The 23,676-nt window shown below is 45.7% G+C and carries 16 protein-coding genes and 1 pseudogene; 10 read left to right on the forward strand and 7 right to left on the reverse strand.

All coding sequences use genetic code 11. The annotated features are described in order from the left end of the window. The first annotated feature begins 3 nt into the window (after positions 1-3). The 4 genes from N7386_RS23095 to N7386_RS23110 are packed head-to-tail and all read left to right on the forward strand — an operon-like array spanning position 4 to position 6,213. Positions 4-675, forward strand: a complete 672-nt coding sequence (locus tag N7386_RS23095) for a hypothetical protein (protein WP_279771396.1) — start codon at positions 4-6, stop codon at positions 673-675. Further along, positions 668-2,917, forward strand: a complete 2,250-nt coding sequence (locus N7386_RS23100; protein ID WP_279771398.1) for a hypothetical protein — start codon at positions 668-670, stop codon at positions 2,915-2,917. The genes N7386_RS23095 and N7386_RS23100 overlap by 8 nt, the downstream gene beginning before the upstream one ends. Positions 2,918-2,926: 9 nt before the next feature. Then, positions 2,927-5,707, forward strand: a complete 2,781-nt coding sequence (locus tag N7386_RS23105) for a hypothetical protein (RefSeq protein WP_279771400.1) — start codon at positions 2,927-2,929, stop codon at positions 5,705-5,707. Then, complete coding sequence (locus tag N7386_RS23110) at positions 5,704-6,213, forward strand: hypothetical protein (protein WP_279771402.1); 510 nt, start codon at positions 5,704-5,706, stop codon at positions 6,211-6,213. Before N7386_RS23105 ends, N7386_RS23110 begins: the two co-directional genes overlap by 4 nt. Before the next feature lie 54 nt (positions 6,214-6,267). On the opposite strand, the gene N7386_RS23115 is transcribed toward N7386_RS23110, so the two are convergent. The 4 genes from N7386_RS23115 to N7386_RS23130 form a co-directional block, all read right to left on the reverse strand. Further along, positions 6,268-7,143, reverse strand: coding sequence for a phytanoyl-CoA dioxygenase family protein (locus N7386_RS23115; protein WP_279771404.1), 876 nt, complete (start codon positions 7,141-7,143; stop codon positions 6,268-6,270). A 64-nt stretch (positions 7,144-7,207) separates the two neighbouring features. Then, a complete protein-coding gene (locus tag N7386_RS23120) occupies positions 7,208-10,480 on the reverse strand; it encodes a DEAD/DEAH box helicase family protein (protein WP_279771407.1) in 3,273 nt (1,090 codons plus the stop codon). 15 nt (positions 10,481-10,495) lie between these two features. Beyond that, a complete protein-coding gene (locus N7386_RS23125) occupies positions 10,496-11,830 on the reverse strand; it encodes a restriction endonuclease subunit S (protein ID WP_279771409.1) in 1,335 nt (444 codons plus the stop codon). Beyond that, positions 11,830-14,151: a class I SAM-dependent DNA methyltransferase gene (locus tag N7386_RS23130; RefSeq protein WP_279771411.1), complete on the reverse strand. Its 2,322-nt coding sequence runs from the start codon at positions 14,149-14,151 to the stop codon at positions 11,830-11,832. Before N7386_RS23130 ends, N7386_RS23125 begins: the two co-directional genes overlap by 1 nt. A gap of 373 nt (positions 14,152-14,524) precedes the next feature. Here N7386_RS23130 and umuD point away from each other — a divergent pair, with 373 nt between their 5' ends. The 5 genes from umuD to N7386_RS23155 all read left to right on the forward strand — a co-directional run bounded on the left by umuD (position 14,525) and on the right by N7386_RS23155 (position 19,272). After that, positions 14,525-14,956, forward strand: coding sequence for a translesion error-prone DNA polymerase V autoproteolytic subunit (umuD, locus tag N7386_RS23135; RefSeq protein WP_140906935.1), 432 nt, complete (start codon positions 14,525-14,527; stop codon positions 14,954-14,956). Further along, entirely contained in the window at positions 14,953-16,230 is a 1,278-nt protein-coding gene (umuC, locus tag N7386_RS23140; RefSeq protein WP_279771413.1) for a translesion error-prone DNA polymerase V subunit UmuC, read from the forward strand. The genes umuD and umuC overlap by 4 nt, the downstream gene beginning before the upstream one ends. 412 nt (positions 16,231-16,642) lie before the next feature. Then, positions 16,643-18,205 carry an IS21 family transposase gene (gene istA / locus N7386_RS23145; protein WP_106650296.1) on the forward strand — a complete coding sequence of 521 codons (1,563 nt, stop codon included), beginning with the start codon at positions 16,643-16,645 and terminating at the stop codon, positions 18,203-18,205. A gap of 26 nt (positions 18,206-18,231) precedes the next feature. After that, positions 18,232-18,987, forward strand: coding sequence for an IS21-like element helper ATPase IstB (istB, locus tag N7386_RS23150; protein WP_088586649.1), 756 nt, complete (start codon positions 18,232-18,234; stop codon positions 18,985-18,987). A gap of 42 nt (positions 18,988-19,029) precedes the next feature. Beyond that, a complete protein-coding gene (locus tag N7386_RS23155; protein WP_279771473.1) occupies positions 19,030-19,272 on the forward strand; it encodes an antitoxin Xre/MbcA/ParS toxin-binding domain-containing protein in 243 nt (80 codons plus the stop codon). A gap of 181 nt (positions 19,273-19,453) precedes the next feature. Here N7386_RS23155 and N7386_RS23160 read toward each other — a convergent pair whose 3' ends face one another. From N7386_RS23160 to N7386_RS23170, 3 genes and pseudogenes are all read right to left on the reverse strand, one after another. Then, the gene (locus N7386_RS23160; RefSeq protein WP_032482388.1) at positions 19,454-20,656 is read right to left on the reverse strand and encodes an IS256-like element ISSod4 family transposase; all 1,203 of its coding nucleotides are present in this window, start codon (positions 20,654-20,656) and stop codon (positions 19,454-19,456) included. A 279-nt stretch (positions 20,657-20,935) separates the two neighbouring features. Further along, the gene (locus N7386_RS23165) at positions 20,936-21,964 is read right to left on the reverse strand and encodes an IS110-like element ISSba8 family transposase (protein ID WP_224020808.1); all 1,029 of its coding nucleotides are present in this window, start codon (positions 21,962-21,964) and stop codon (positions 20,936-20,938) included. Between the two features lie 175 nt (positions 21,965-22,139). Next, positions 22,140-22,703, reverse strand: a pseudogene (locus N7386_RS23170) (IS4-like element IS10A family transposase); the annotation flags it as partial. 175 nt (positions 22,704-22,878) lie between these two features. Between N7386_RS23170 and N7386_RS23175 the strand changes: the two are divergent. Further along, entirely contained in the window at positions 22,879-23,580 is a 702-nt protein-coding gene (locus tag N7386_RS23175; RefSeq protein ID WP_279771418.1) for a YiiX/YebB-like N1pC/P60 family cysteine hydrolase, read from the forward strand. Positions 23,581-23,676: the final 96 nt, after the last annotated feature.

Here is a 23,676-nt window from a genome sequence, read left to right on the forward strand (position 1 = left end):
GAATTGTTACTTCGCGGCGGCGGTGAGTTAGGTCTTCGAAGTAAGGAAAATCAAGGGCTGTTGCTTGAGGACTTTGTGGTGGGCAATAAAAAGCATTCTGGTTTCAAATCGCTGTTTTTGAATATGGCGCAATATCCAGAGCAAATGGAGTTCGAGTATTTTCTACAAGGCCAGTACACCAAGGCACCTCGTAACGCTGGCGGCGGCGAATCCCGAAGACTCTTTATCCACCGAAGCCTTTTGGAACGATACAAGTACTATTATGACAATGAGCGCCCTGAATCTACCGAAAACACCCTACTGCTCAATGCCAGCTACAGCGATGGCGGCACACCGCTTGCGGAAAACGCAGCATCGAGAGCATTTACGCGAGCTAAAAAGAAAGTGTTCGAATTGCAGAGAAGCGGTGCTTTACCAGGCCATATGCAAATGCTGGAAGATGATCACACAGGTCACATATTAAGGCATAGCTTTGGGACGGATAAGTTTTACGATGCATGTAAAGAACATCGGGTAAAAATCGATAGTGTGACACCCACATCAGCGGTATACCTGCTCGTGGCGAAGCTTATGGGACATAACGCCAAAGACGGTAAAGCGCCTGAAACAACCAAAACGTACATACGAAGCTGTCACATCAAAGAGGCTTATGGGCTAGGAGGGCGATATGACTGACCCCCTTTCCCAAAAGACATTCTCTGACACAGAATTACAACAAGCGATGTTGGATGAACAGGCGCTGATAGCGGAGGAGTTTCAGACGCATCAAGATGTCATACCACTTCAATATAACCCGACCGCCACTGTGCTACATATCCCAAAAATTAATAGCCACGCCGCGTTCACAATAACCTTAGCACCAAAGCACTGCCCAACTCGCCAGTTAATGTTTGGCGTTTTCAATGCTGCCGCGAATCGCTACTTGATGACGGATGATTTTCCAGAAAAAAGAAAAGATGGGCTGAGATACTGCAGGCATGTCTGGTGCTATCTGGATGCCATAGATTTGACCGATGAAAACCGTGCCGCTTGGCTTAAAGATTATGAAGCGTGGCGCGTCAGTGAAGGTGGAGTGAAAACCCAATCCACAGGACTTGATAGAATCAAATTAATGATAGAAGACGCGCTGGCACTTGGCGCGTTTACTGAAACCCTCACCGATTACGAACGTGAATATCTGGTAACGCTGGCTAACACCTCTGCCGCGCCAAGGGGTGAGGTTGATGCGGTAAACCTTAATCAATGGTTTTCACAACATACCTGGCTTCGCTGTGATGATACTGGCATCGGCAACGATTTATACATGCGGTTAGGCTCACCTAAAGCGCTGATGAATTCGTTTCGCATTACCATCGAAAATGCACTACTGTATTTACAAACCTGCAAAGATGCTCTCCTTGATGGTTTTAGGCTGGCGGGCATTACTCCAGAAGATATTCCGGCATTAACAGAGATTGCCGCACCTGATGGTCAGCCGAAGACATACTATATAGCAGCCACGAAGAGTAAAATACTTAATCGTCTCAGACAAAAGCTGGTACTACTGATTGATGATATCCCTCATTTAAAGAATGCGCTGGAATTGGTGGTCTTTGCCGAGGTTAAACCGCAATATCGAAAAGGGATATTCGACAAACTACTGGCAAACCAACCGATAACAACGACATCGAAAGCCCACCCCGCTGGATTCTTTACCTCTGCACAAGAAGTGGGGTTATTTGATGTTGGCTTTTTAAGGCAGCTTGCGCATGCTGTTTTCTCTCATGATAATGATGTAATGCCAGTCTCACTGGCTGAGTCCTTGCTATTTAGCTACCTGATGGCCTATCAGACGGTGCAATCAAGTGATATCCCAAAGCTTACCTTGCGCGATTTTAAATTTGTTAAGCGTATAAATGGCGTCATCACCCACATCGAAAGTAATTATTTTAAAGGTCGCGCAAAAAACAATGCGCACCAAGTCGAGACCTTAAAAACCACTGATGATATCGGCAAAGCAGTGCTTCGATATATTCTAGATGTGACAGCGCTGAGAGCGCAGGATAAACCGCTGACACAAGTGATTAAAAGGGAAGCTTTTGCTCCTTCTAATTTAACAGGCTTATTTTGTTTAGCCTGCAAAGATACGGCACTATGGCATGTCATTAATGAAAAACACCAAGTTCAGCGGGTTTCTCCTGTGTTTCCCAAGGCGATGCATGCAATGCTATGCAACGTGGTAAGCTATACCACTGTTCGAAGAGCTAAAACGCCCTGCGAAACTTCGTTGCCTAAAAACATCTTCAGCTTTGTCCATATTAAAACCAGTGCAGTGTATGCAGGTTCGGATACTTTCGACCCATCAAGCCTCATCAACCCACGAAGTCACACTAATGATACAGAGCGAGACCGTTACCTGGTGGAGATGAATCAGGAATGGCAAAACAATTGCGGACGCGTCACCCGGGCGGTGATGCGGGATTTATACGTCAATGTTTTTATGGCAAGCGAAAGTGATAAACAGCTTTTTGAAAGCGAGTTTACCAAAGCGGTTGAGCATATTAAGGCCCGAGCCGATGATGTGTTGTTGCGCCTTAAAGTCGTGACCGAGCAAACTAGTGGTCGCGTCGATGAATTGGGGCTTGTCAGCGCGGGTTCGCAAATTGAAGGCGATTTACCTGATACGATATACATTCAAGACAGCCCTGAAACGGTTCTGAAACTTAAGCACTTTTTAGCGCAGTTGCAGGAAAAACACACTTTGCTGCGAGCGTGTGCGCCGGAGTTTTTATTCTTCACCGCACTGCCTACCGCTGAATGGATAGGGAACCTGTTTGACAATAAGCGCTTCTCGAAAGCGAGTCTTGAAAAAGGTCAGGCCATGTACTACGAATATCAGTCGCATCTACCGCCACATTTTACTGCTCAGCTTTCATAGGAGATTGATATGCCTATCTCCCCCCATGCCCAGCAACTATTGGTCAATACTACCCTATCGACTCTGATGCAGGATAAGCTCACCCAGTTATCTCCACTGGATAACGCAGAGCTGGCTGACAATGTGTGGCGATTCCAACATCCAAAAATTACAATTACGGTTGATTTTACGTTATTCGAACAACCCTCCGTCCAATTTGCCGAGACGATCACCGCCAGGCTTGATGGGCAGTATATTGCACTAAATCTCATCGAGTTTGCCAAGCTGATATGGCTTGAGGTGGCTTCAGTAGTCAAGATAGGACGAAGTTCTTATCATCAAGTCATCGACAAACTCGGGTTGCTTTTTCATTACCTGCATGCACGGCAGTTAGACAAGCTTGATGCTTCAGATGTAGAGGGATTTTATGGACTTTGCTTAACGCAAAATGTCACCAAAGAAGGGATAAAAAAGCGCCTAGCTGCACCAGTTTATCCCACTAGATTCGAGCCACTGACACTTAATAAACTAAAGCAGCTCCTTAACCGCTATGGTGTGACCAACGTTGTTGGTGATACCTCTGAAAAGAAAGCTCTTTCTGCGCTGAATGAATCGTGCTTATCCATCATGGATATGACGCAACTTGATTACAAAAAAGGAGGAAGCTTTAACTATTTGGGGTTGGATGTAGGTAAACATTACATCGACCATTGCCTGCATCTTTTCGAGAAACACTGTGCCTTTATTAGTGCGATCCGGCATACTCACAAGGCGTTATTTGACGCGCCACAGGGCAATAAGAATCTGCAGCTTTGTAAACAATCAACGAGTTGGATTTTAGGGAGAGTGCTTTGTGGGCAATCTATTGAGGTAATGCGGGAGTCTATCGGTAACATCACCATAGCTAAGCAAAAAATGATTGCCATCGAATCGTTTGTGCATCAGCAGTTTATTGAGGCATATACATCGGCAGAGCTAATCGTCAATGCCTTTAAGCTCGATACCATCAACCGTATTGCAAAAGAGTGCCATTTACCTGAGCGGTATGATGCGCAGGAGTTTATTCGGGCGCTGCTATTTGTTGATTTGTTTGGTGAACATGGCAAATCCAAACAGGCTATTTGGAAAGAATATCAAGCGACGCTTTGCAAAGCTGCATTGCCTGATGAAGATGCCGCGTTATCGGTGACATTTGCAGAGTTTGAATCAATAACTGCTAATATTCTATCTGACCTGAGAACAGAAATGCCTTCCGATACCCAAGGCATTAGGGCGTTTCTTAAATCTCAGTCAAACGCCTTACCTACTCCATTAGATAAGCATCCGCTAAATGGCATGGAATATTTTAACAAAATGGCTTCCTTGATTGAGGATGCGGGGACTACCGGATTTGTAGGGCTGACAGGGTGGCGAGCCAGTGAATACGGGTTTAGCCTGTCCAATATCGATATTGACATCAACCCAGACCCGTTAGACAACCAATACACCCCGTGGCGTTTTCATGTTCGCTGGAAGGTGCCAAAAACCAGCGGCAACACCCCGCTACCAAGAGAAATTACGCTCGGCAGTTACATATTGGCAGCTCAACTGGCGCATCTAAATCTGGCGGATAAGACTGATCCAGCGATATATAAGGCAACAACGGTAAAACAAAAAGAAGACGCCACATCAGAGATCCAAAAAGCAATGCCTACCTGCTGGGCGGATTTTGTCAATAATTATTCGATATTCAGAGATATCGAGGTATGGCAGTGCCTCACTGAGAAAGCATCACTGACCGAGAAGGATGAAAGCGCCCTTAACACGCTTGAATCCACCTATCGATTCGATGAAGCGCCGATGCGAGTGCTAATAAAGATGAAAAAGGAGCTAAATGAAGCATTGCCAAGGGTATTGATGGCACAAGAGTCAAACGTTGATAAAGCATTCGGTGTTCGATTGAGAGCGTATATTGAAGGTAATGCGCCTAGCGATATCACATCGCTGTTTGATACGCACTTAAGCGAGGAGACTAAGACTAAGCTTAAAAGCGGTGAAGTGGAGCTGGATGTAGCAGGCGTCCGCTTTGTTCGAGGTGAGTTTTTAGGTGATGCGCTTTATGCAACCCCGCATGCATTTCGGCATATCTTTGCAGAAGCAGTGCTAAGGCGGTATCGAGGTGATGTCGGACGTTTTATCAGGGCGCACTTCAAGCACCTTGATGAGCGTTTTTTCATGGCCTATCTGCGTGACAAGGAATACCGAATTATCCAGCAAATAGCGACCCGTCATGTCATCAATTCAGTGGTGAGGTTGCACATGGATAGTATTGAAGATGAAAATCGCGAGTATGCCGGAGGTGTTGATCGATTCTTATCAAAAGCAGTAGGGATAACACACGTTTATTCGGATGAAGAACGAAAAGAAAAACTTGCGCAGGCTGCTGTAAAACGTGTCTTGGCGATAAAATCAAATCCGTGGGCTAGTTGTCTGCTTCGGGATGGAACGCAGCAAAATGCTAAGTGCAGTGTGAATGGCGAACCGCAGCGTCAAAACGCCCAGCCTCGATTATGTTTAGGGTGTCTGAATGCGGATATCGCAGAGGGTAACTACAACGGGATTGTCATCTACACCAAGCAGGATGTGGCTGCGTGTCGAAACCCTGAACTCCCCTGGTTCATCAAAGAACAGCATTATCACACGGTAAAATTGGCGTTAAAACGCGTGGACGAGCTACGTCGTAACAGCAATAACCCAAAATACGATAAGTTCATTGCGCACCTAAAAGAAACGCTATTGATAGCAGATGCACAGAGAGGTCATGCGGCATGAGAGATTATTTAGATGAATTTCTTGATGAAAATGTGCTTGAAGTATCAATAGCGCAACCTGCCCGACCGAACTGGGTATCTGATTCAAATAGCTCTGGTGCAGCGTATGAGGCAATCCAAAGCCTCTATCAACAAAAGCTCAGGTATATCCGTCAACACAGTAAAAAAACTGACTTTATTAAGAAATCTAACTATGAAATTTCAAAGTCAGAAGTTGCCAGAGTGGTCGGTGTGAAGATGCAGGCGATTTTCCACTCCGTCAATTATGCAGGCGCACTCCAAAAGGAGCTGGCTGAGAAAAACGACAAGCTCCTTAAAACTAAAGAGAGCAAGCTGGCTAATCTTTATGCGGGTGAGAAAGGTAAGACAAAAGATGAACTGATACAAAAAGTCAGGGAGTTGAAAGCGAGGGATAAACTACTCTCAAAAACAACTTCGGATGAAGTGTTGGAACTAACGCTGCAACGCCTGCCGCTTGATGTGAAGCGCAACCTGAAATTGGTTTAGGCATGAGCTCTGAGATCAAGTCTGAACTAGTACAACTAAACTGTGCCATTTCACTTACCCAAACAGCACTCGGTACAAGTCATCAAAACTATCAATTACGTCAAATTTCCCCTTAACCACCTTACGTAACTGAGGTCGCTCAGTTTTTTTCCCTTCGGAATTAGCTTTCGGGTGTTTGGTTACAGGTAAATGATCGATGGGGGGCAGCTTTTTACCAGGCTCATCGCCTAAAAAACGGAATGGCCCCAGCTCTAAAGTGTTTTCATCAAATTCAAACCAGACAACACAGCCTGAAGGTTTTGATGCCAAGGCGATATGAATATTCTGGTGGGCAGCATTGCCGCCGCGTTTAGTAGACTTGAGTTGGATGTGGCGTACTATTCCACCTTTTTCTGCAATTAAATCATAGCCTTTACTATCCACTTCTGGCTTGGCTATTTCTAAATCACAACTATGTTCCGCCCAGCTACGCTTTAGCAGTTCGGCAACAAACAAATGTTCGAGTAATTTTTCACGAAATGATGAATGTAAGTAGTGTTTCTCATCTGAATTTTCAGAGTCGATTGTATCATCATCTATTTTGATGTCTTCGGTGCAATCTTGTGTATCTGTTACGTCATTCATTTCAACACCATGATGAGCGGTCTCCCCAGACATATCCATCGATTGAATCATCGCCACATACTGGCGCATAGCCGATACATAATTGGCGACAGTCCTTGGCGCTCGAACGCCCTCAATAGCAGCGGCTAACCGTTGAACATCATCCTCTGAACACAAGGTGGTTTCGTCGATATCAATCGACAGATTAGAGTTCACAGAACGCAGATACGAAAGATAGGAGTCTGGACTACTGGCAACCATATCATTAGCACCAACACCGCGCTCAACAATAAATCTGACGTATTCATGCTGAAATTTTATTGCCATCCATACCCCCTGTATCGGTTTCCTTTGGCGTCGGAACCGATTCTATGACGCTAATTGAAAATGACTATCGCGCCACATCTTTCCCCATCACCAACAAATCAAACACCACCTTTGCAAATGCAGCTGATTTTTTCGGATCTGCCAACAGCTGCATCATCTGATTTTGCTGCGCTTCATTGCTGTCGAGTATTGCGTCGTCAATCGCTTTTGAGAAATCACCTAGCATGGCTTGTTCGGGTGAGTTATTGGCGATTTGGGTCATCACTAAGGCATTCTCACCGACTTTGTCGCGTATGGTGTAGGCGTAGTTGACCATATCCGCATCGGTCAGGTGGTCGGTGATGAAGAGCTCATTCAGGCGGCTGATAATTTGCGACAGGAACTCTTCTTTTTTATCTTTTGGCCGTGCTGTCCCTAAGGCTTCGTTTGGCTCCAGGTTGTACTCACCCTTGTTTTCCTGGAGCTGTAAATTCTGCTGGCGAATTTTGGACACGCGGTAATGGCTGAGCATCACGTTGTTGAGGTCGATGTCATCTTCATCAATCAGTGCTTCGCGCAGCATCGGGCGTAAGTTGCGGGCGTACAGGCAAAGCTTTTCCAGGTTGGTATCGTCATAGTCGACGATTTGCGACATAAACTCATAAAAGCGTACAAAGGTGCCTAAGTCTTTTTTGAAAATTTCCAGGGCATCTTTTTCTTTCTGGCAGTCTTTTAAACTGTTTTCAGCGTTGGCTATTAATACCGCATCGCCGGTTTTTTTGGTGCGCTCAAACATGACTTTGGCTTGCTTAAACGCCTCTACCGCAGACTTGTAACGCTTTTGCCAACGTTCTACCGCAGGCTTACAGATATTGGCAATGGCAGCGTTTGATTTGTTGCTCTCATAAAAGTAACGACAAAATTGCTCTACTTCACTCCAGGTGAAAATGCTTTGGGCCCGCAGCTTGTCGTAAAGCTGAAAAATTAAATTAGGATCTGACACATCTGCCAGTTCTGCGGTTTGATAGTAAGGCTGGAATGCCGCCAGAATGTCTTCAGGGGCGTTGAAAAAATCCAGCACAAAAGTGCCGGTTACTTCTTTACTGGGGTAGGTGCGGTTCAAACGGGAGAGTGTTTGCACGCATTCCACACCGCCAAGCTTTTTATCCACATACATGGCACAGAGTTTAGGCTGGTCAAAACCGGTTTGAAATTTATTCGCCACAATCATGACCTGGTAGTCATCTGAATCAAAAGCTTTACGCATATCACGGCCTTTGAGGTACGGGTTCATATTGGTTTCAGTAAACTTTTCGCCAATCAGTGCGGCTGAGTTCGGATCTTTTTCGCTAAATTCAACTTCGCCGGAAAACGCGACCATCGCCCGAATACTTTGATAACCCTTTTCCGTAATGTACTTATCAAAACTGGTTTTATAACGCACGGCTTCTTTGCGTGAGCTGGTCACCACCATGGCTTTGGCCTGGCCGCCTAGTAAACCCATCACGTTATCTTTGAAGTGCTCAACAATTACCATCACTTTTTGCGAGATATTGTGATCATGCAGGCGAACCCATTGGTTTAATTTTACTTTGGCCTTTTTGCTATCCACTTGCTGATCGGCATCGTTAATTTTTTGCGCCAGGTTATAGGCCACTTTGTAGTTGGTGTAGTTCTTCAGTACATCCAGAATAAAGCCTTCTTCAATGGCCTGGCGCATGCTGTATACATGAAAGGCCTCAGGCTTATTGTTTTCAGAAGGCGCTTCATCCGGCTTTGGCACACGGCCAAACAGCTCTAAGGTTTTTGCTTTGGGTGTGGCGGTAAAGGCAAAGTAACTTAAATTGGTAGATACACGGCGCGAGGCGACAGCGGCCGCGATAATATCGTCTGCACTTAGCTCTTCGTCTTCATCCTGGCCGTCGTTACGCGCTTCTACCATTAACACTTCTTTTAATTTGCGTGCGGTAGAGCCGGTTTGAGACGAATGCGCTTCATCGGCAATAATGGCGTAGCACCGCTCTTTTAGCGTTGCGCTTTTTTCAATGGCTTGCAATACAAACGGGAAGGTTTGAATAGTAACAATAATAATCGGCTGCGAATTTTGCAGCGCCGCAGCCAGCTTTTCAGATTTTGAGCCTTCGCCCTCTTCGCGGTTAATCCGCCCAACCACACCGTCGGTATGTTCAAACTGGTAGATGGTATCTTGCAACTGCGCATCCAATACCGTTCGGTCGGTGACGACAATCACGGAATGAAATTGCTTATTGCCCTTTTGGTCGTAAAGCGAGGAAAGTTGGTGCGCAACCCAGGCAATAGAGTTAGATTTGCCTGATCCCGCGCTATGCTGAATTAAATACTTTTGACCAGGGCCTTCGGTTTTTGCCGCATTAAGTAACTTTTTAACGGCGTCCCATTGGTGATACCGTGGGAAAATCATACTTTCTTTTTTGTACTTACGGCCTTCCCAGTCTTCTTTTTCTTCAATGTTTAAATGCACAAAGCGGGCGAGGATATTTAAAATATTCTCTGGTAGTAAGACTTCATTCCACAGGTAATCGGTGGCGTAGCGCGAAATATCTTCAGGCACATCGTTGCCCGCTGCGCCTTCTTTGGTGCCTTTGTTAAAGGGTAAGAAGTAGGTTGTAGCGCCGTTTAATTGCGTGGCCATGTAAACCTGATACTGGCTAACCGCAAAATGCACAATTGCACCGCGTTTAAAGGTGAGCAGCGGCTCTGGTTTTTTGGTGGTGGGGCAAATAGGGAAACGGGTGGTGCGGTATTGCTTTAGCGCATTGTCTACCGCTTGTTTAAATTCCGACTTTAATTCCAGCGTGGCAACAGGCAAACCATTAACGAATAGCACCAAATCAATGCGCCAGGCTTTTGCTTTAGTGCCAGTCTCAAGCAGCTCCGCCTCAGTTGCCCAGGGGCTGTATACCAGCTCAGGCACAATCCGCAGCCGGTTTTGTTGGTAACGTGCCAGGGTGTCGGGGTTTAAATCATGCTCCGGTTTAAACTGGCACAGGCTAATGCGTACATTGCGGTCGCGCAGTTCATGGCGCAGCACACCAAGGGTGCCGAAGGTGCGCGCATCTTTATGGGTAGCGTTCGGGTCGGCTTTATTCAGTTGCGCTGCCACCAATTCCAACAACTTTTGTTCGGCATTATGCGGGTAAAGGGCTTTAAATTTTTGCCACTGTGCATCCTGGGTTTGCTGCACAAAACCTATTACGTCTTCAGGATATAACGCCAGTTCGCGATTATATTTTTCAGGCTGACCCAACTGCCAGCCATTGGCCAACATTTGCCGGATAATGTCATTTTGAAATACACGTTCGGTGGCCTGATCAGACATAGTAAATCCCTTTATTTATATTTGTGGAGCTTGCCAATTGCGTACATCGATTTTGCCGGTTACCGCTGCTGAAATAAGCGCAGTACGGCGTTCTTGCATAAGTTGTATCGCTTTTTCAGCATTTTGGATGACATGAGAAAATCTCAATAGTTGTTTCTGGATTTCAAAAACGAGAGTTATCACTTCTTGTTCTGGAGGTATAGGAATATATATATTCCCCAGCGTTTCCATTGAAAGATTTGGCTGCGCTGCTTGAACCGCATTTTGCCAAATGTTGCTTTGTGCGTATTCAGTTGAAAGCCAGTACACAATATATTCAGAATATTTTGCATTAATCGGGCGAATAAAACTCACTGCTTGATTTGTGTTGGCTGGAAGTAGTTCTTCATTGATGAGCGATGCTTGACCTGTCGTGGCTCCAGCGATTATGACTAAAACATCTCTATCTCTTAATCTGCTTCGAGCCAACTGTTCATCGGTTTGTTTTGATATATAGAATTCAGGTTGTGAGGTTGCATAAAATCCTTTGCCAATATTCTCGGCTTTTAAGAACCTTATCCCACTTGTTTCAAATTCGGCCCCCATTGTTGATGGCGTTGTCCCCTTTGATATAACATGTGATAGGTTCTTTATTTTACCGATATGCCAATGCTCCGGCACTTCCCCCAACCATTCCACACCAGAATCTTTCATCGGTGCATTAGGATTTAGGCCTTTGGTGACGGCATGGCTGATCACGGCCTGGCGCTTTTCTTTTAGCAGTTGAATCAGTTGTTGTTGCTTTTCAATCAGCGTGTCGATTTTTGCTGTTTCGTAGTCGAGGAAATTGGCGATTTTTTGTTGTTCTTCAAATGACGGCATTAACATGTCTAATCGCTTCATGTCCTCAAACTTCATTGACTGCCTTAAACCGCCCCCCATGCCATAGAACACTTTTGTTGTGTCATACGAGTGCAATAAACGGTACATGTAACGATCATAGAAGGTGTTTTTATTAGCGACGAGCTTTAAATATGCTGAAGTGATTATTCCTACTTCATTGGAATACCCAACCCTAAGACTGCGTTTATCATTTTGAAGATCAGTCAACCGAAGAATTAAGTCGCCTTTTGACACTAATTGATAGGTGTTAAACGATTCAGGGAGTAGTCCAAAATTGTCTTCAACATCTCGTTTAATTATGCGGCCATAGCTCAACGACAATACATTTGTCTCTACACCATCTGCGTTTTTTGAACTGTTGGTAGAAGCGACTGAGAATAGAGGTTTTACTTCCCAGTCTTTGGGGATCTCACCGACCCATTTCACGCCAGAATCCTTATATTCAGGATACGCCTGATATCTGCCCATTACGAATGCACCTCTTGCAACAGTGCCAGAATATCCGCGGTTACCTTATCCAAATCCGCATCAATCTCTTTTAATTGGCGTGGCGGCTGGTACACATAAAAATGCCGGTTAAACGGAATTTCATAGCCCACAATACCGATTTCGCCATCTTTAGCATCGCGCTTATCCGGGTTTATCCAGGCATCAGGCACATGAGGTGCTACTTCTTTTTGAAAGTAAGCTTCGTTAATCTCATTCACGCTTAGGCTGGGGTTAAGCGGTACGTTCTCGTTGTCGCGCAGGTCGCCATCGGTTTCAAACTCAACTACTTTGCCTTTGTAGCTGAACTTGCCGTACTGCGGGTTAGCTTTGTCCTTCAGTACTTTTTTCACGATGGGTTCGGCGTCTGGGTTTTTCCAGGTAATGGCATCGAGCAATTGTTTTCGCTCTTTGGCATCCAGCTTTATGCCGGTTGTTTTTTGCGCTTGGGTCAGGGTTTTATCAAACTCGTTAAAGTCGTCATGCTGGCCATCGCCACTGTCTGTGGTGAAAAAAGCGTGCAGCGTTTGCGCTTTTTCCAGCAGTTTTTTTTGTGCCAGCCAAATGTCTGCACTGAGCACGTCTTTAATCAGTTTTTCTTTTAACTCGGCAAAATCTTTTTTAATTTTGCTGCGAATAGCGTCTTCATGGCTGGCAAGCTGGCCATAGGTGGCGTCTGTCCATTCATCGCCAATATGTTGGTAAATCCATTCCATCACGGGCTTTAGTGGGCCGTTGGCAAACCGCAGGGAGGCGATGGCGTCAGTGGTAAATTGGGCGGATAAGCGCAAGGGCCGCTCAATGGTAATACGGCGGTAGCCAAATTCGTGCGTGGCAAATATTTTGCTGGCGAAGGTTTTGGGCACATCGGCTTTAGGTGATGTCGCTTGACGGCCACGGTTGCTTTTAACATCGGCAGCTTTATCTAAACTGTAGGCATCTACCGCGTCAAAATCACCAAAGGCGCGGGTTATGGTGGCAATATCTTCTTCATCCATCCAGTTACGTTTAGAGCCTAAAGATTTACGCATTTTGCTGCATAAATCCGTGCCGTTAATCAGCTGCACCTTGCCCTTGCGTTCACTGGCTTTTTTATTCGATAGCACCCACACGTAAGTTGATATGCCGGTGTTGTAGAACATATCGGTCGGCAGTGCGACGATGGCCTCTAATAAATCGGCCTCTAAAATGTAACGGCGAATTTCACTCTCGCCGCTACCCGCGCCACCGGTAAACAGTGGCGAGCCGTTGAGGATAATACCAATACGGCCACCGCCTTCGGCTGCATCACGCAGCTTGCTTAGCAGGTGCATTAAAAACAGCAACGAGCCGTCAGATACACGCGGTAACCCTGCGCCAAAGCGGCCATCAAAGCCTTTAAGCTTATGTTCGTCTTGAATGGCGGTTTCTATCTTTTTCCAGTCCACGCCAAAAGGCGGGTTAGAAAGCATATAGTCAAACTTGTCGGCGTACAGGTGATCGTTTGACAGCGTATTGCCCAACTTAATATTGCTGACTTCCTGGCCTTTAATCAGCATATCGGCTTTACAGATGGCGTAACTTTCAGGGTTGAGCTCTTGCCCGTAGGCACGCATAACCGCTTGCGGGTTAAGTTCATGCACGTATTCCATACCTGCCGACAAAAAGCCGCCTGTGCCCGCTGTTGGGTCATAAATGGTGCGGATAATGCCTGGTTTAGTCAGGGCTTCATCGTCTTCCATAAACACTAAGGACGTGGTGAGGCGCACAATATCCCGTGGGGTGAAGTGCTCACCGGCGGTATCGTTAGAGCTTTCTGCAAAGCGGCGAATTAACTCTTCAAACACCAGGCCCATATCGTGGTTCGAGATAGCTTTGGGGCTTAAATCGATGGTGCGGATTTTCTGCACCACTTTGTAAAGCAGGTTGGCGTCGTTTAGTAAGCCAACAAACTCCATAAATTTAAAGTGCTCAAAAATCTCACGGGCATCTTTAGAAAAGCCATTAACGTAGTTTTCTAAGTTGGCCTTAATGCCGGTTTCACCCAGTTTGGACAGATCCATTTTCGAGGTGTTGAAAAATGACAGCCCGCCTGTGGCACGCAACAGCATTTTCTCCTGCGCTTCCTCCGGCAGGTTCATGGCCTGTATTTCTTCAAACTTAGCCAGCACGGCATCTTTGGTTGGTGCAAGTACACATTCTAAGCGGCGCAATAAACAAAACGGCAGAATAATGCGGCCATATTGGCTTTGCCGAAAATCACCACGGAGTAAGTCGGCAATAGCCCAGGATTCTGAAGCCAGGTTGTTTGAAGATTGAGACATAAAATTATTTTCCAACCAAAGTTGTTCTGTATACCTTGGCAGCCCTGAAAATTTTATCGCTGCCATGCGTTTTTAATTCGTTTCCAGAATAGTACTTGAAGACCATGCGTTGACGCCACGTCAAATGGCCAATTTAACATTTAAAAATAGATATTAAACAAATGACTGTAACAAAGTAACACTCATCTTAGGCAACTTACCACATGCTGAGGATTCCACAATAACTGCAGTTTAGTTATGACAAACCTGTCTACGGATTATGCAGGTTTGGTGAGAAAAATTGTTCCTAACGGAAACTCTTAATTTGGTCTGTCGTGATTGGCAATTTATACCTGGATGATATACTGTGTTTATATACAGTTTTGAGGTTCGTATGTCAGCAGTATACCTTGGTGATGCCAGTGTTTGGCCAAAACGTAAGATCCCGCTATATGGCGACCCGGTAAAAGCCGGGTTTCCTTCACCTGCGCAAGACTATGTCGAGCGCACACTCGATTTAAATGAACTGTGTATCCGCCACCCTAATGCGACCTTCTTTGTTCGTGTAGAGGGCGACTCGATGATTGAGGCCGGCATTTATGACGGCGACGTATTAGTGGTAGACCGCTCTATTGATGCCGAGCATGGCGATATCGTGGTTGCCGCTGTTGGTGGTGAGTTTACGGTAAAAGAGTTTTGCACGCGCCCGTCTCTTGCTTTACTGCCTCGTAACCCAGCTTACAAACCAATACGGCCACGTAATGGCGAAGAGCTAAGCATTTTTGGCGTGGTGACTAACGTTATCCGGCAAATGAAACGCAAATGAGCCAACACATATTCGCCTTGGTTGACTGCAATAACTTTTACGCCAGCTGCGAAAAGCTATTCCGTCCGGACTTGGCGGATACACCTGTTGTTGTGCTGTCTAACAATGATGGCTGTGTGGTAGCTCGCTCCCGAGAAGCGAAAAAGCTGGGTATTAAAATGGGCGTACCGGTATTTCAGGTGCGTGAGCTAATGCAAAAGCAGGGCGTAGTGGCCTTCTCATCTAACTACGCCCTTTATGCAGATATGTCGCAGCGGGTTATGAGCATACTGGAAAGCATGGCGCCCCAGGTTGAAGTGTATTCTATCGACGAGTCCTTTCTTGATTTGACCGGAGTAGATTTCAGCCAAAACCTGACGGAGTTTGGTTTAACGGTAAGGCAAATAGTGCAAAAGTGCACCGGCATTACTGTATGTGTTGGCATAGCGCCAACCAAGACATTGGCAAAACTGGCAAACCATGCAGCGAAAACCTGGCCTAAAACCCGTGGCGTAGTCGACTTAACCAGCAAAGAACGACAGCGTAAGCTGCTAGCCTTACTTCCGGTTAGTGAGGTTTGGGGCATAGGCGGAAAGCTTACCAAACGGCTGCAACAAATGGGCATCGACACCGCATTGCAGCTGGCCGATGCCGACCCTAAGTTTATCCGGCAACATTTTTCGGTAGTGGTAGAGCGTACCGTGCGAGAGCTTAATGGCGAGTCTTGCATAGCACTGGAGGAAATGGCGCCGACGAAAAAGCAGATTGTCAGCAGCCGGGCTTTTGGCGAACGAATCACCGACAAACAACAAATGCGTGAAGCGATTAGCGAGTACATTAGCCGTGCCTGTAAAAAGCTACGCCAGGAGCAGCAGGAAGCAAAGTACTTAACCGTGTTTCTGCGTACCAGCCCCTTCAGCGATAAAGACGCGCCTTACAGCGCCAGTAAAAGCGTCGAACTTGATAGCCCAACCAGCGACACCCGGGTTTTCCTTGCCAAGGCAATGCAGTTATTAGATGGCCTTTGGCTGGATGGATACCGCTACGCCAAAGCCGGCGTGATGCTGTCAGACTTTTACGACCCAGGCGTATATCAACCCGGGCTTTTTGATGAGCCGCTCATTAAAAAAGAATCAGACCAGCAATTAATGCAGCTGATAGATAACTTAAATGCCAAGCATGGCAAGACCATTTGGTTTGCCAGCCAAGGTACCAAACAGGATTGGAGCATGAAGCGTGAATTACTGTCGCCTGCATACACTACCAACTGGCAGGATCTACCTGTCGCGAAGTAAAGCAGTACAAAGTTAAATACAGCTGTGAAGCCATGCTTATTTAAACTTATAATCAAATTGTCATTACAGACCGGGACCAGGAAACTGGAGTAGTGATGCCGGAGCAACGTTCCCCCAGCCTGTGAGCGGGATAAAAAGGCCACCCGGATTTATGCCTTTCAAACTAGCCATTTGCCAAACGTGGTTAAGGTAAGCACATGCAGCAGAATGCGTATTACCATGCATGGCGATCGCCTAATAACATTCATGCCGATCATCCAATAACATTCATGTCGATCGCTCAATAACATCGCAAACCGATCACTTTTGCTTCTTTATGGTAAACCCTGATCGACATGCATGTTATTGCGTGACTTTTTCTCCTCGCTTCGTTAAACCCGCACTTTCTGCTCATTTAATCTGAGGAAAGTGCATGTCTGCGAGGCCTATTACTGTGAGAAAACTGAAAGAAATTCTGCGCCTAAAATATCAGGCTCGCCTATCACACAGGCAGATTGCGCTTAGCCTTCATGTCTCCCCTAGCACGGTATCCTATTATGCTAACCGTGCTGCACACCTCGGGATCCATGACTGGCCACTCAGTGATATCTGGGACGATGTCACTTTGGAACGTGCCTTTCTCAACACTCAAACTGTGCATAAAAAACAGTACAAACCCCTGCCTAACTGGGCCATGTTGCATCAGGAGTTAAAACGACCGGACCAAAAAGGCATGACACTTGAGCGATTATGGCAAGAGTATGCTGAGCGTAACGGCCAAACACATTACAGCTATAACCACTTTTGTCGCTTGTATAAAGAGTGGGCTAGCGTGTTGCAACCGTCGATGCGTCAGACCCATATCGCCGGAGAAAAACTGTTTGTCGATTATTGTGGGCAAACGGTGCCCATCATTGATCCGCACACTGGGGAACTGCTTTACAAGGCTCAAATCTTTGTCGCGGTATTGGGTGCATCTAACTACACCTTCGCCGAAGCGACTCGCTCACAACAGCTCGAAGACTGGGTAATGAGCCACAAACGGGCATTTGAGTTCTTCGGCGGTGTGCCGCAATTAGTGGTACCCGATTGCCTCAAAAGTGCCGTCAGTGTGGCACGCAATACCGATCCAGACTTGAATCCGACCTATCAAATGTTAGCCGCCCATTTCGGCACAGCGATCATGCCGGCGCGTCCCCGTAAGCCCAAAGATAAATCCAAGGCTGAAGTCGGCGTACAAATCGTCACCCGCTGGATTTTGGCGGTGCTGCGCCATGAAGTGTTCCATAGCCTAGCACAGCTCAACCAGCGCATTGGTGAGTTGTTGACGCGCCTCAATCAAAAGCCCTTCCAAAAGCTCCCCGGTAGTCGTGCATCTTTGTTTACCGAGTTGGATGCGCCTGCGCTAAAGCCCTTACCCAGTTACCGTTATCAGTACACCAAAGTGCAACAGGTACTCGTGGGCAAGGATTACCATGTTGATATAGAAAAACACTATTACTCAGTCCCTTACGCCTTACAGGGTAAGCGATTAACGGTACAAATCACGGAGCATACCCTGGTGTTTTATCACCATGGCAAGGTAGTCGCCGAGCATGTACGCAGTCAGCGTAAAGGTCAACACACGAGCCTGAGCGAGCATATGCCCGCACATCACCAGGCACTGCTCGAATGGTCGCCCGAACGCTTGCACCACTGGGCTGCCTCGATAGGGCCCTATACCGCACATTGGGTGCATGAGTTTATCCGGCAAGCCGAGCATCCGGCCCAAGCGGTAAGGCCCTGCTTGGCACTGTTAGGGCAAAGCAAAACCTACGGTAAAGACCGGCTAGAAGCGGCCTGTTTACGGGGCCAGCTGACAGGGGCTAACCGCCTGCACAACATTCGCGCCATGCTTAAAAATGGCTTAGAGCAGCAGCCAATCTACACCAACAAGCACGACCCACTGCAAGCCATCAGCCACGACAACGTGCATGGTGAGAGCTACTTCCACTAACGTCAATAAATAACAAGGAGACAAAGATGCAATTACGCGTCGAAGAACAACTTAGCCAACTGCATTTAGGTGGCGTGAAGCAAGCGCTCGCACAACAACAAGAGCAAGCCATGCTTTATCAAGACATGAGTTTTGAAGAGCGGCTACAACTGCTGCTCAGTCACGAACTGCTACAAAGAGAGCAACGCAAAATCAATCGGTTAGAAAAACAAGCCTGTTTTAGGCTGATGGGGCAAATCGAGCAACTGGACTATCGTGCCAGTCGAGGGTTTACCCCCGCACAGATCCGCCAGTTGCTAGAAGGTCACTGGCTGAGGCATCAACAAAACCTACTGCTAACCGGCGCGGCAGGGTGTGGCAAAAGCTATCTGGCCTGCGCTCTGGGACGTTACTTCATCCGCCAAGGCATGGGTGTGCGCTACTATCGCTTAAAAACGTTGCTTGAGGAAATGCGACTCGCCCAAGCCGATGGCAGTTACCCTAAGTTGATAACACAACTGACTCAAGTTGCGATCTTGATTTTAGATGACTGGGGCATGGAAATGCTGGATGCGAGCGAACGCAGTAATCTACTGGAGATCATCGATACCCGTCATGGCAAGGTATCCACCTTGGTAGCGAGCCAGCTGCCAGTGGATAAATGGTACGCCATGATAGGTGAAGCAACTTTTGCCGAAGCCATCTTAGACAGGCTGATCCATCGTGCTGTGAGAGTGACGTTAACGGGTGAATCGATGCGAAAACAGGGCACAAACTTGACGCATGCCGATCAAGCAGAGTAAAACAAAGATGTTGTAAATGCGGGAAGAAAAATCGTGATCGGCATGATGTTATTGACTGATCGAAATGATGTTATTAGCCAGCAGAATAAAGCTTATTCAAAAGCACAGCTCGAGCAGGAGCTTCTCACTTTCTTTGGTAATGACACCGCCAAGATAAAAGAGTGGCTGGATACGCCAATACCGAGGCTAGACGGACAAAGTCCTCGCAGCATGCTTACAAAAGATGGGAAGCGCGCTGAGCTTTTTCAAGTACTGCAAGAAATGAAGTTTGGGGATATGGCTTAAAGTCAGCTAAGAGCGAAAAGCGGTTGTTTAAAAGCAGAGATATTGGAAAAACGAATATCTGCTTTGCCTTAGTTGCAGACATTCGTTTTCTGCATGAAGCCAGATTTTATCATCTAATCAGGTGGCCAAAATTATTTGACCATATATGGAGGGCGTTCAAAATTCTGTGTCAGGCTAATTTTTAAATTTCCAGCACGCTATCTAAACGTCCTTCAAAATAAATCGCTAACTGAGATAAACAAAGGCTCCAATTGTGGATTGGCATGGTCCATTTATCTGAGGCGTTTAATATGCCTGCGTAAAGTAGCTTCAACAAGCTATTTTCATTAGGAAAAGCACCTTTGGTTTTGGTGAGCTTTCTAAATTGGCGATGCACAGCCTCAACCGCATTGGTCGTGTAAATCACTTTCCTGATATGTTCTGGGTACTTAAAATAATGGGACAAATTATGCCATTTGCGACGCCAAGAGTTGATTACCAGCGGATAAGCATCACCCCATTTGGCCTCCAGTTCGTCCAATGCCATCTCTGCGGCTTCTTTACTCACGGCTCGATACACAGGCTTTAAATCAGCCATAAACGCTTTCTGATTTTTTGAGGCGACATACTTCATTGAGTTGCGGATCTGGTGGATAACACATAGCTGTGTTTCCGTATGAGGGAAGATACTGGCTATGGCCTCAGGGAAACCGGTCAAACCGTCAACACAGGCGATAAGAATATCTTTTACACCACGATTATTAAGATCGGTCAGTACGGATAGCCAGTAATTAGCGCCTTCATTTTCGGACAAGTGAAGCCCTAAAATTTCCTTTTTTCCTTTCATATTAAGCGCTAACAATGTGTAAACGGCTTTACTGACGTAACGCCCATCCTCTTTGACTTTGTAATGTATCGCATCAAGCCAAACGATAGGATAATGGCTATCTAATGGGCGCTGTTGCCACGCTTTAAGTTCGGGGATGAGTTTGTCAGTGATAGCACTGACTGTTGCGTTAGACACATTGAGCCCATACATATCTTCAACATGTTGATTAATATCGCGATAGCTCATACCTATACTGAACATCGATAACACTTTACGTTCGATTTCATCGGTTAGCGTAGTTTGATTTTTCTTAATCAACTGAGGCTCAAAGGTGCCATTGCGGTCTCTAGGCGCGTCTAACTCAAAGTTACCGGACGGATACTTAATGGTCTTAGAGGTTTTGCCATTTTTACGATTAGGCTGAGGATCATGCGCTAAATGCTGCTCAAGCTCAGCCTGGAGAGCCGCTTCAGTGAGTTGCTTGATCAGTGGACCAAGAATGCTGTCTTTACCTGTGAGGCTTTTACCTGATTGCAGATCTTTAAGGGCTTGTTCGAAGTTAAAAGGTTGGGTCATGTGTCATTCCTGTTTTTGAATATTTTACTGAAATGACACAGAATTATGAACACTACCCATATATGGACGCCTCAGCTTTTACAACACTTTTGAATGATTGGTTCACTACCATATATTCGGCGTCTAAATAGGCTTTTTACCCGCGCCATGATGTAAATCCGAAACCCATTACCTTATCACTACATCGGCATTTAATGCCTTGGTCAAGTCAGGCTCTAATAGGTACGGTTGACCGTTTATTCATCAGTGCATGTAAACTTTTACGTGATGCTTAACGTCTTACGCAAACGCTTTATTAACGTCGAAATTATCGTTACTCGTGAGGATCCGCCATCCTATACGCGCTATTTTATTGGCCAATGCGACAACGGCTTTGTGTCGACCTTGCCTTAACGCAAGTGCATTAAACCATCGCCCAAGTCTATCATCACGTTTGCTCGCAAATCGGCCAACGGCTCTGGCGCCGTGGATGAGTAAAACACGTAGTTCTGAGCTGCCATTTTTCGTGATCGATCCTAGTCGAACTTTTCCACCAGAACTCGATTGCGATGGCACTAAGCCACACCATGCAGATAATTGCCGGCCATTTTTAAATTGATGACCCGAACCTAATTCACTCATAAAGCTTGCTGTGACTAATGGTCCAAAGCCAGGGATCGACAGCAATGCATTGTAGCGAGGTTGGATTTGACATAGCGCTTTAATGTCGAGCTCGATTTGATTAATTCTTTCATTTAAAACACATAAATCTTCATATAAAAATTTTAACAGGTAATGAAGCGTATGAGACAGTTCATGCTCATTATTTGCTAAAATACGGCTAAGTGACGCTTGTAATTGCAACCTGCCGACAGAGAAGATCACACCAGACTCGCTCGCTAGGCTTCGAATTTGATTGACCATGGCGGTTCGATTTTGAACGAGACGACTACGTACACAACGTAATGCTTTAATGTCTTGTTGCTCAACAGTTTTAACTGGAACCATGTGGATATTAGGTCTGAAAACCGCTTCGCATATAGCGAGGGCATCGTTGGCATCATTCTTTTGGTTTGCAACAAATGGCTTAACATGTTGAGCAGGGATCAATTGCACTTGATAACCAAGAGCTTGAAATTGTCTTCCCCAGTAATGCGCCGTACCACAGGCCTCCATAGCAATAAGGCTACCTTCGGGGAATTGTCTAATTTTATCGAGCAGCTTGTTTCTGTTAACCTTTTTGTTACTCATGACAGAGTTATCCATAAGACAAACACAAACTTGAAAAACATTTTTGGCTAAATCGATACCAATAACTTTAATATCCATGATGGAAACCTCCAGAACTATTTGTCAGCTTTAAGCTTGGCATAATACTGCAAGCTTAGGTGCTGAGGCGTCCATCACATCACTACAAAAGATTCTACACTCCAATTCCACTACCTATTAATCGGTAAGAAGACTAAACCAAAACACAGCTCCGCCAGTTTCGCGAGCTCTATAATTGAACTGTACCGCGAATACGGCTTAGCCAAAACCAACCATGCGCCTCAACCTCTTTGTACCAAGGCACTTTGAACCCCGCGTCAGTCACGATGAGAGGGGTAACATGCAAAGGTAAAATCTTGGCTAAGTCCGCTAAAAAACCGTTGTGGGAGGCCTTAGAGCATTGTTCTGATAGGGGATAGGACTTCTCATACAGGGTAATAGAGCGGCCATTGAAGGCTATTGAGGCGCGCAGAGCCATGATGCGTTTATGCTCTCGGATGTCTGACCAATCGACGAGCACAATCGGCATAGGGTTACCAGAACAGATGAGGCTGGCATGCCATTGGTAGACAGCTAACCGTTCTTGATGCAGATGCGTGTTGCCGAGCAAACGATCAATGCGCTTGATGTTGTGCTTGGTTCGGGCCGTGGTTGGTAAATTTCGACCTAACTCAGTCAAGGTCAGTGTCTTACATTCAATCAGTGCCTTAGAGGCCAGCATCAAGCTGTTTAATCGTTTTAGGTGAAGTTCTGGGCAGTATTGGTGTAAAGAATGTTGTAGGATATTGGCTTCGCGCATCTTGTTGTCCAAGTGTAGTTTTTAGCGAAACCATTTGATCATGCAACAAGATGCGCTTCCACCCTAATTTGATGATTTATTTGTAAATCATCAGGGGATTCTTCAGGGCTTTGCTTGGGTCTTGTTATGTTATCCTCAACTTGGCAAGGCTTTGCTACACATAAAAGGAGAACCAATGCAATTAGGCGATGTGATGCTTGTTCGAGGTGAGGGGATTATTTCTGCAGGACTACAAGCTATACAACAGTTTATCCACCTCGGAACTAAGTCAAGCCATGTTCTTTTTTGTCTCGGTGATGGATGCTTTATACACGCTACTGGAGATGGTGGTGTTCATCTCAAGTTTGTATTAGATGAATTTAATGAAGTAAAAGGCGACTGGAGAGTTATTCGCCTGAAGCATTTACCTGCAAGTAAGCGTGATACGCTAGCTCTTGCTGGATTTTATTTTTTAGATCAAGCTTATAACCATAAATTTTTCGTTTCAGGCAGTCCTCATAAAGCTTTTTGTTCAGAGCTAATTGGTGAAATTTTTAAACGTGCCAATATCCCTATTATGGGAAATAAACTTCCACACAGGCTCACTCCTGCACATTTTGATCGTGAAGCTGATAAACAAGTGATGTGGAAAGATGTTACTGATGAATGCAAAGAGTATCTATCATCACACAGCCACTTAGAAGACGATCATCGTTTAGTCTTTGATACCCTAGTAAAATCATTGCACCGAAATAAGTTCCTTGGAGAAAGGAAAGCTGAAGTGTGGGATTTTATTAAAGCATTAGATCCTGTGATGTATTCAAAACTTAAACCAGTTCTAGATGAAGTTTCCCGAAAAACAAGAGTTAAATTCTGGAACAAAGAAGATAGCAACTAAAAAAGCGACTATGGTAAGGTTTTTTGCTTTACTCAGAGTAATCCCCGAATTACTAAATTAGCTGATTCACTGATATGGAAATGTCCCAACTCGTGT

Source organism: Shewanella sp. GD04112 (assembly GCF_029835735.1).
In the GTDB taxonomy this organism is placed as follows: Bacteria; Pseudomonadota; Gammaproteobacteria; order Enterobacterales; family Shewanellaceae; genus Shewanella.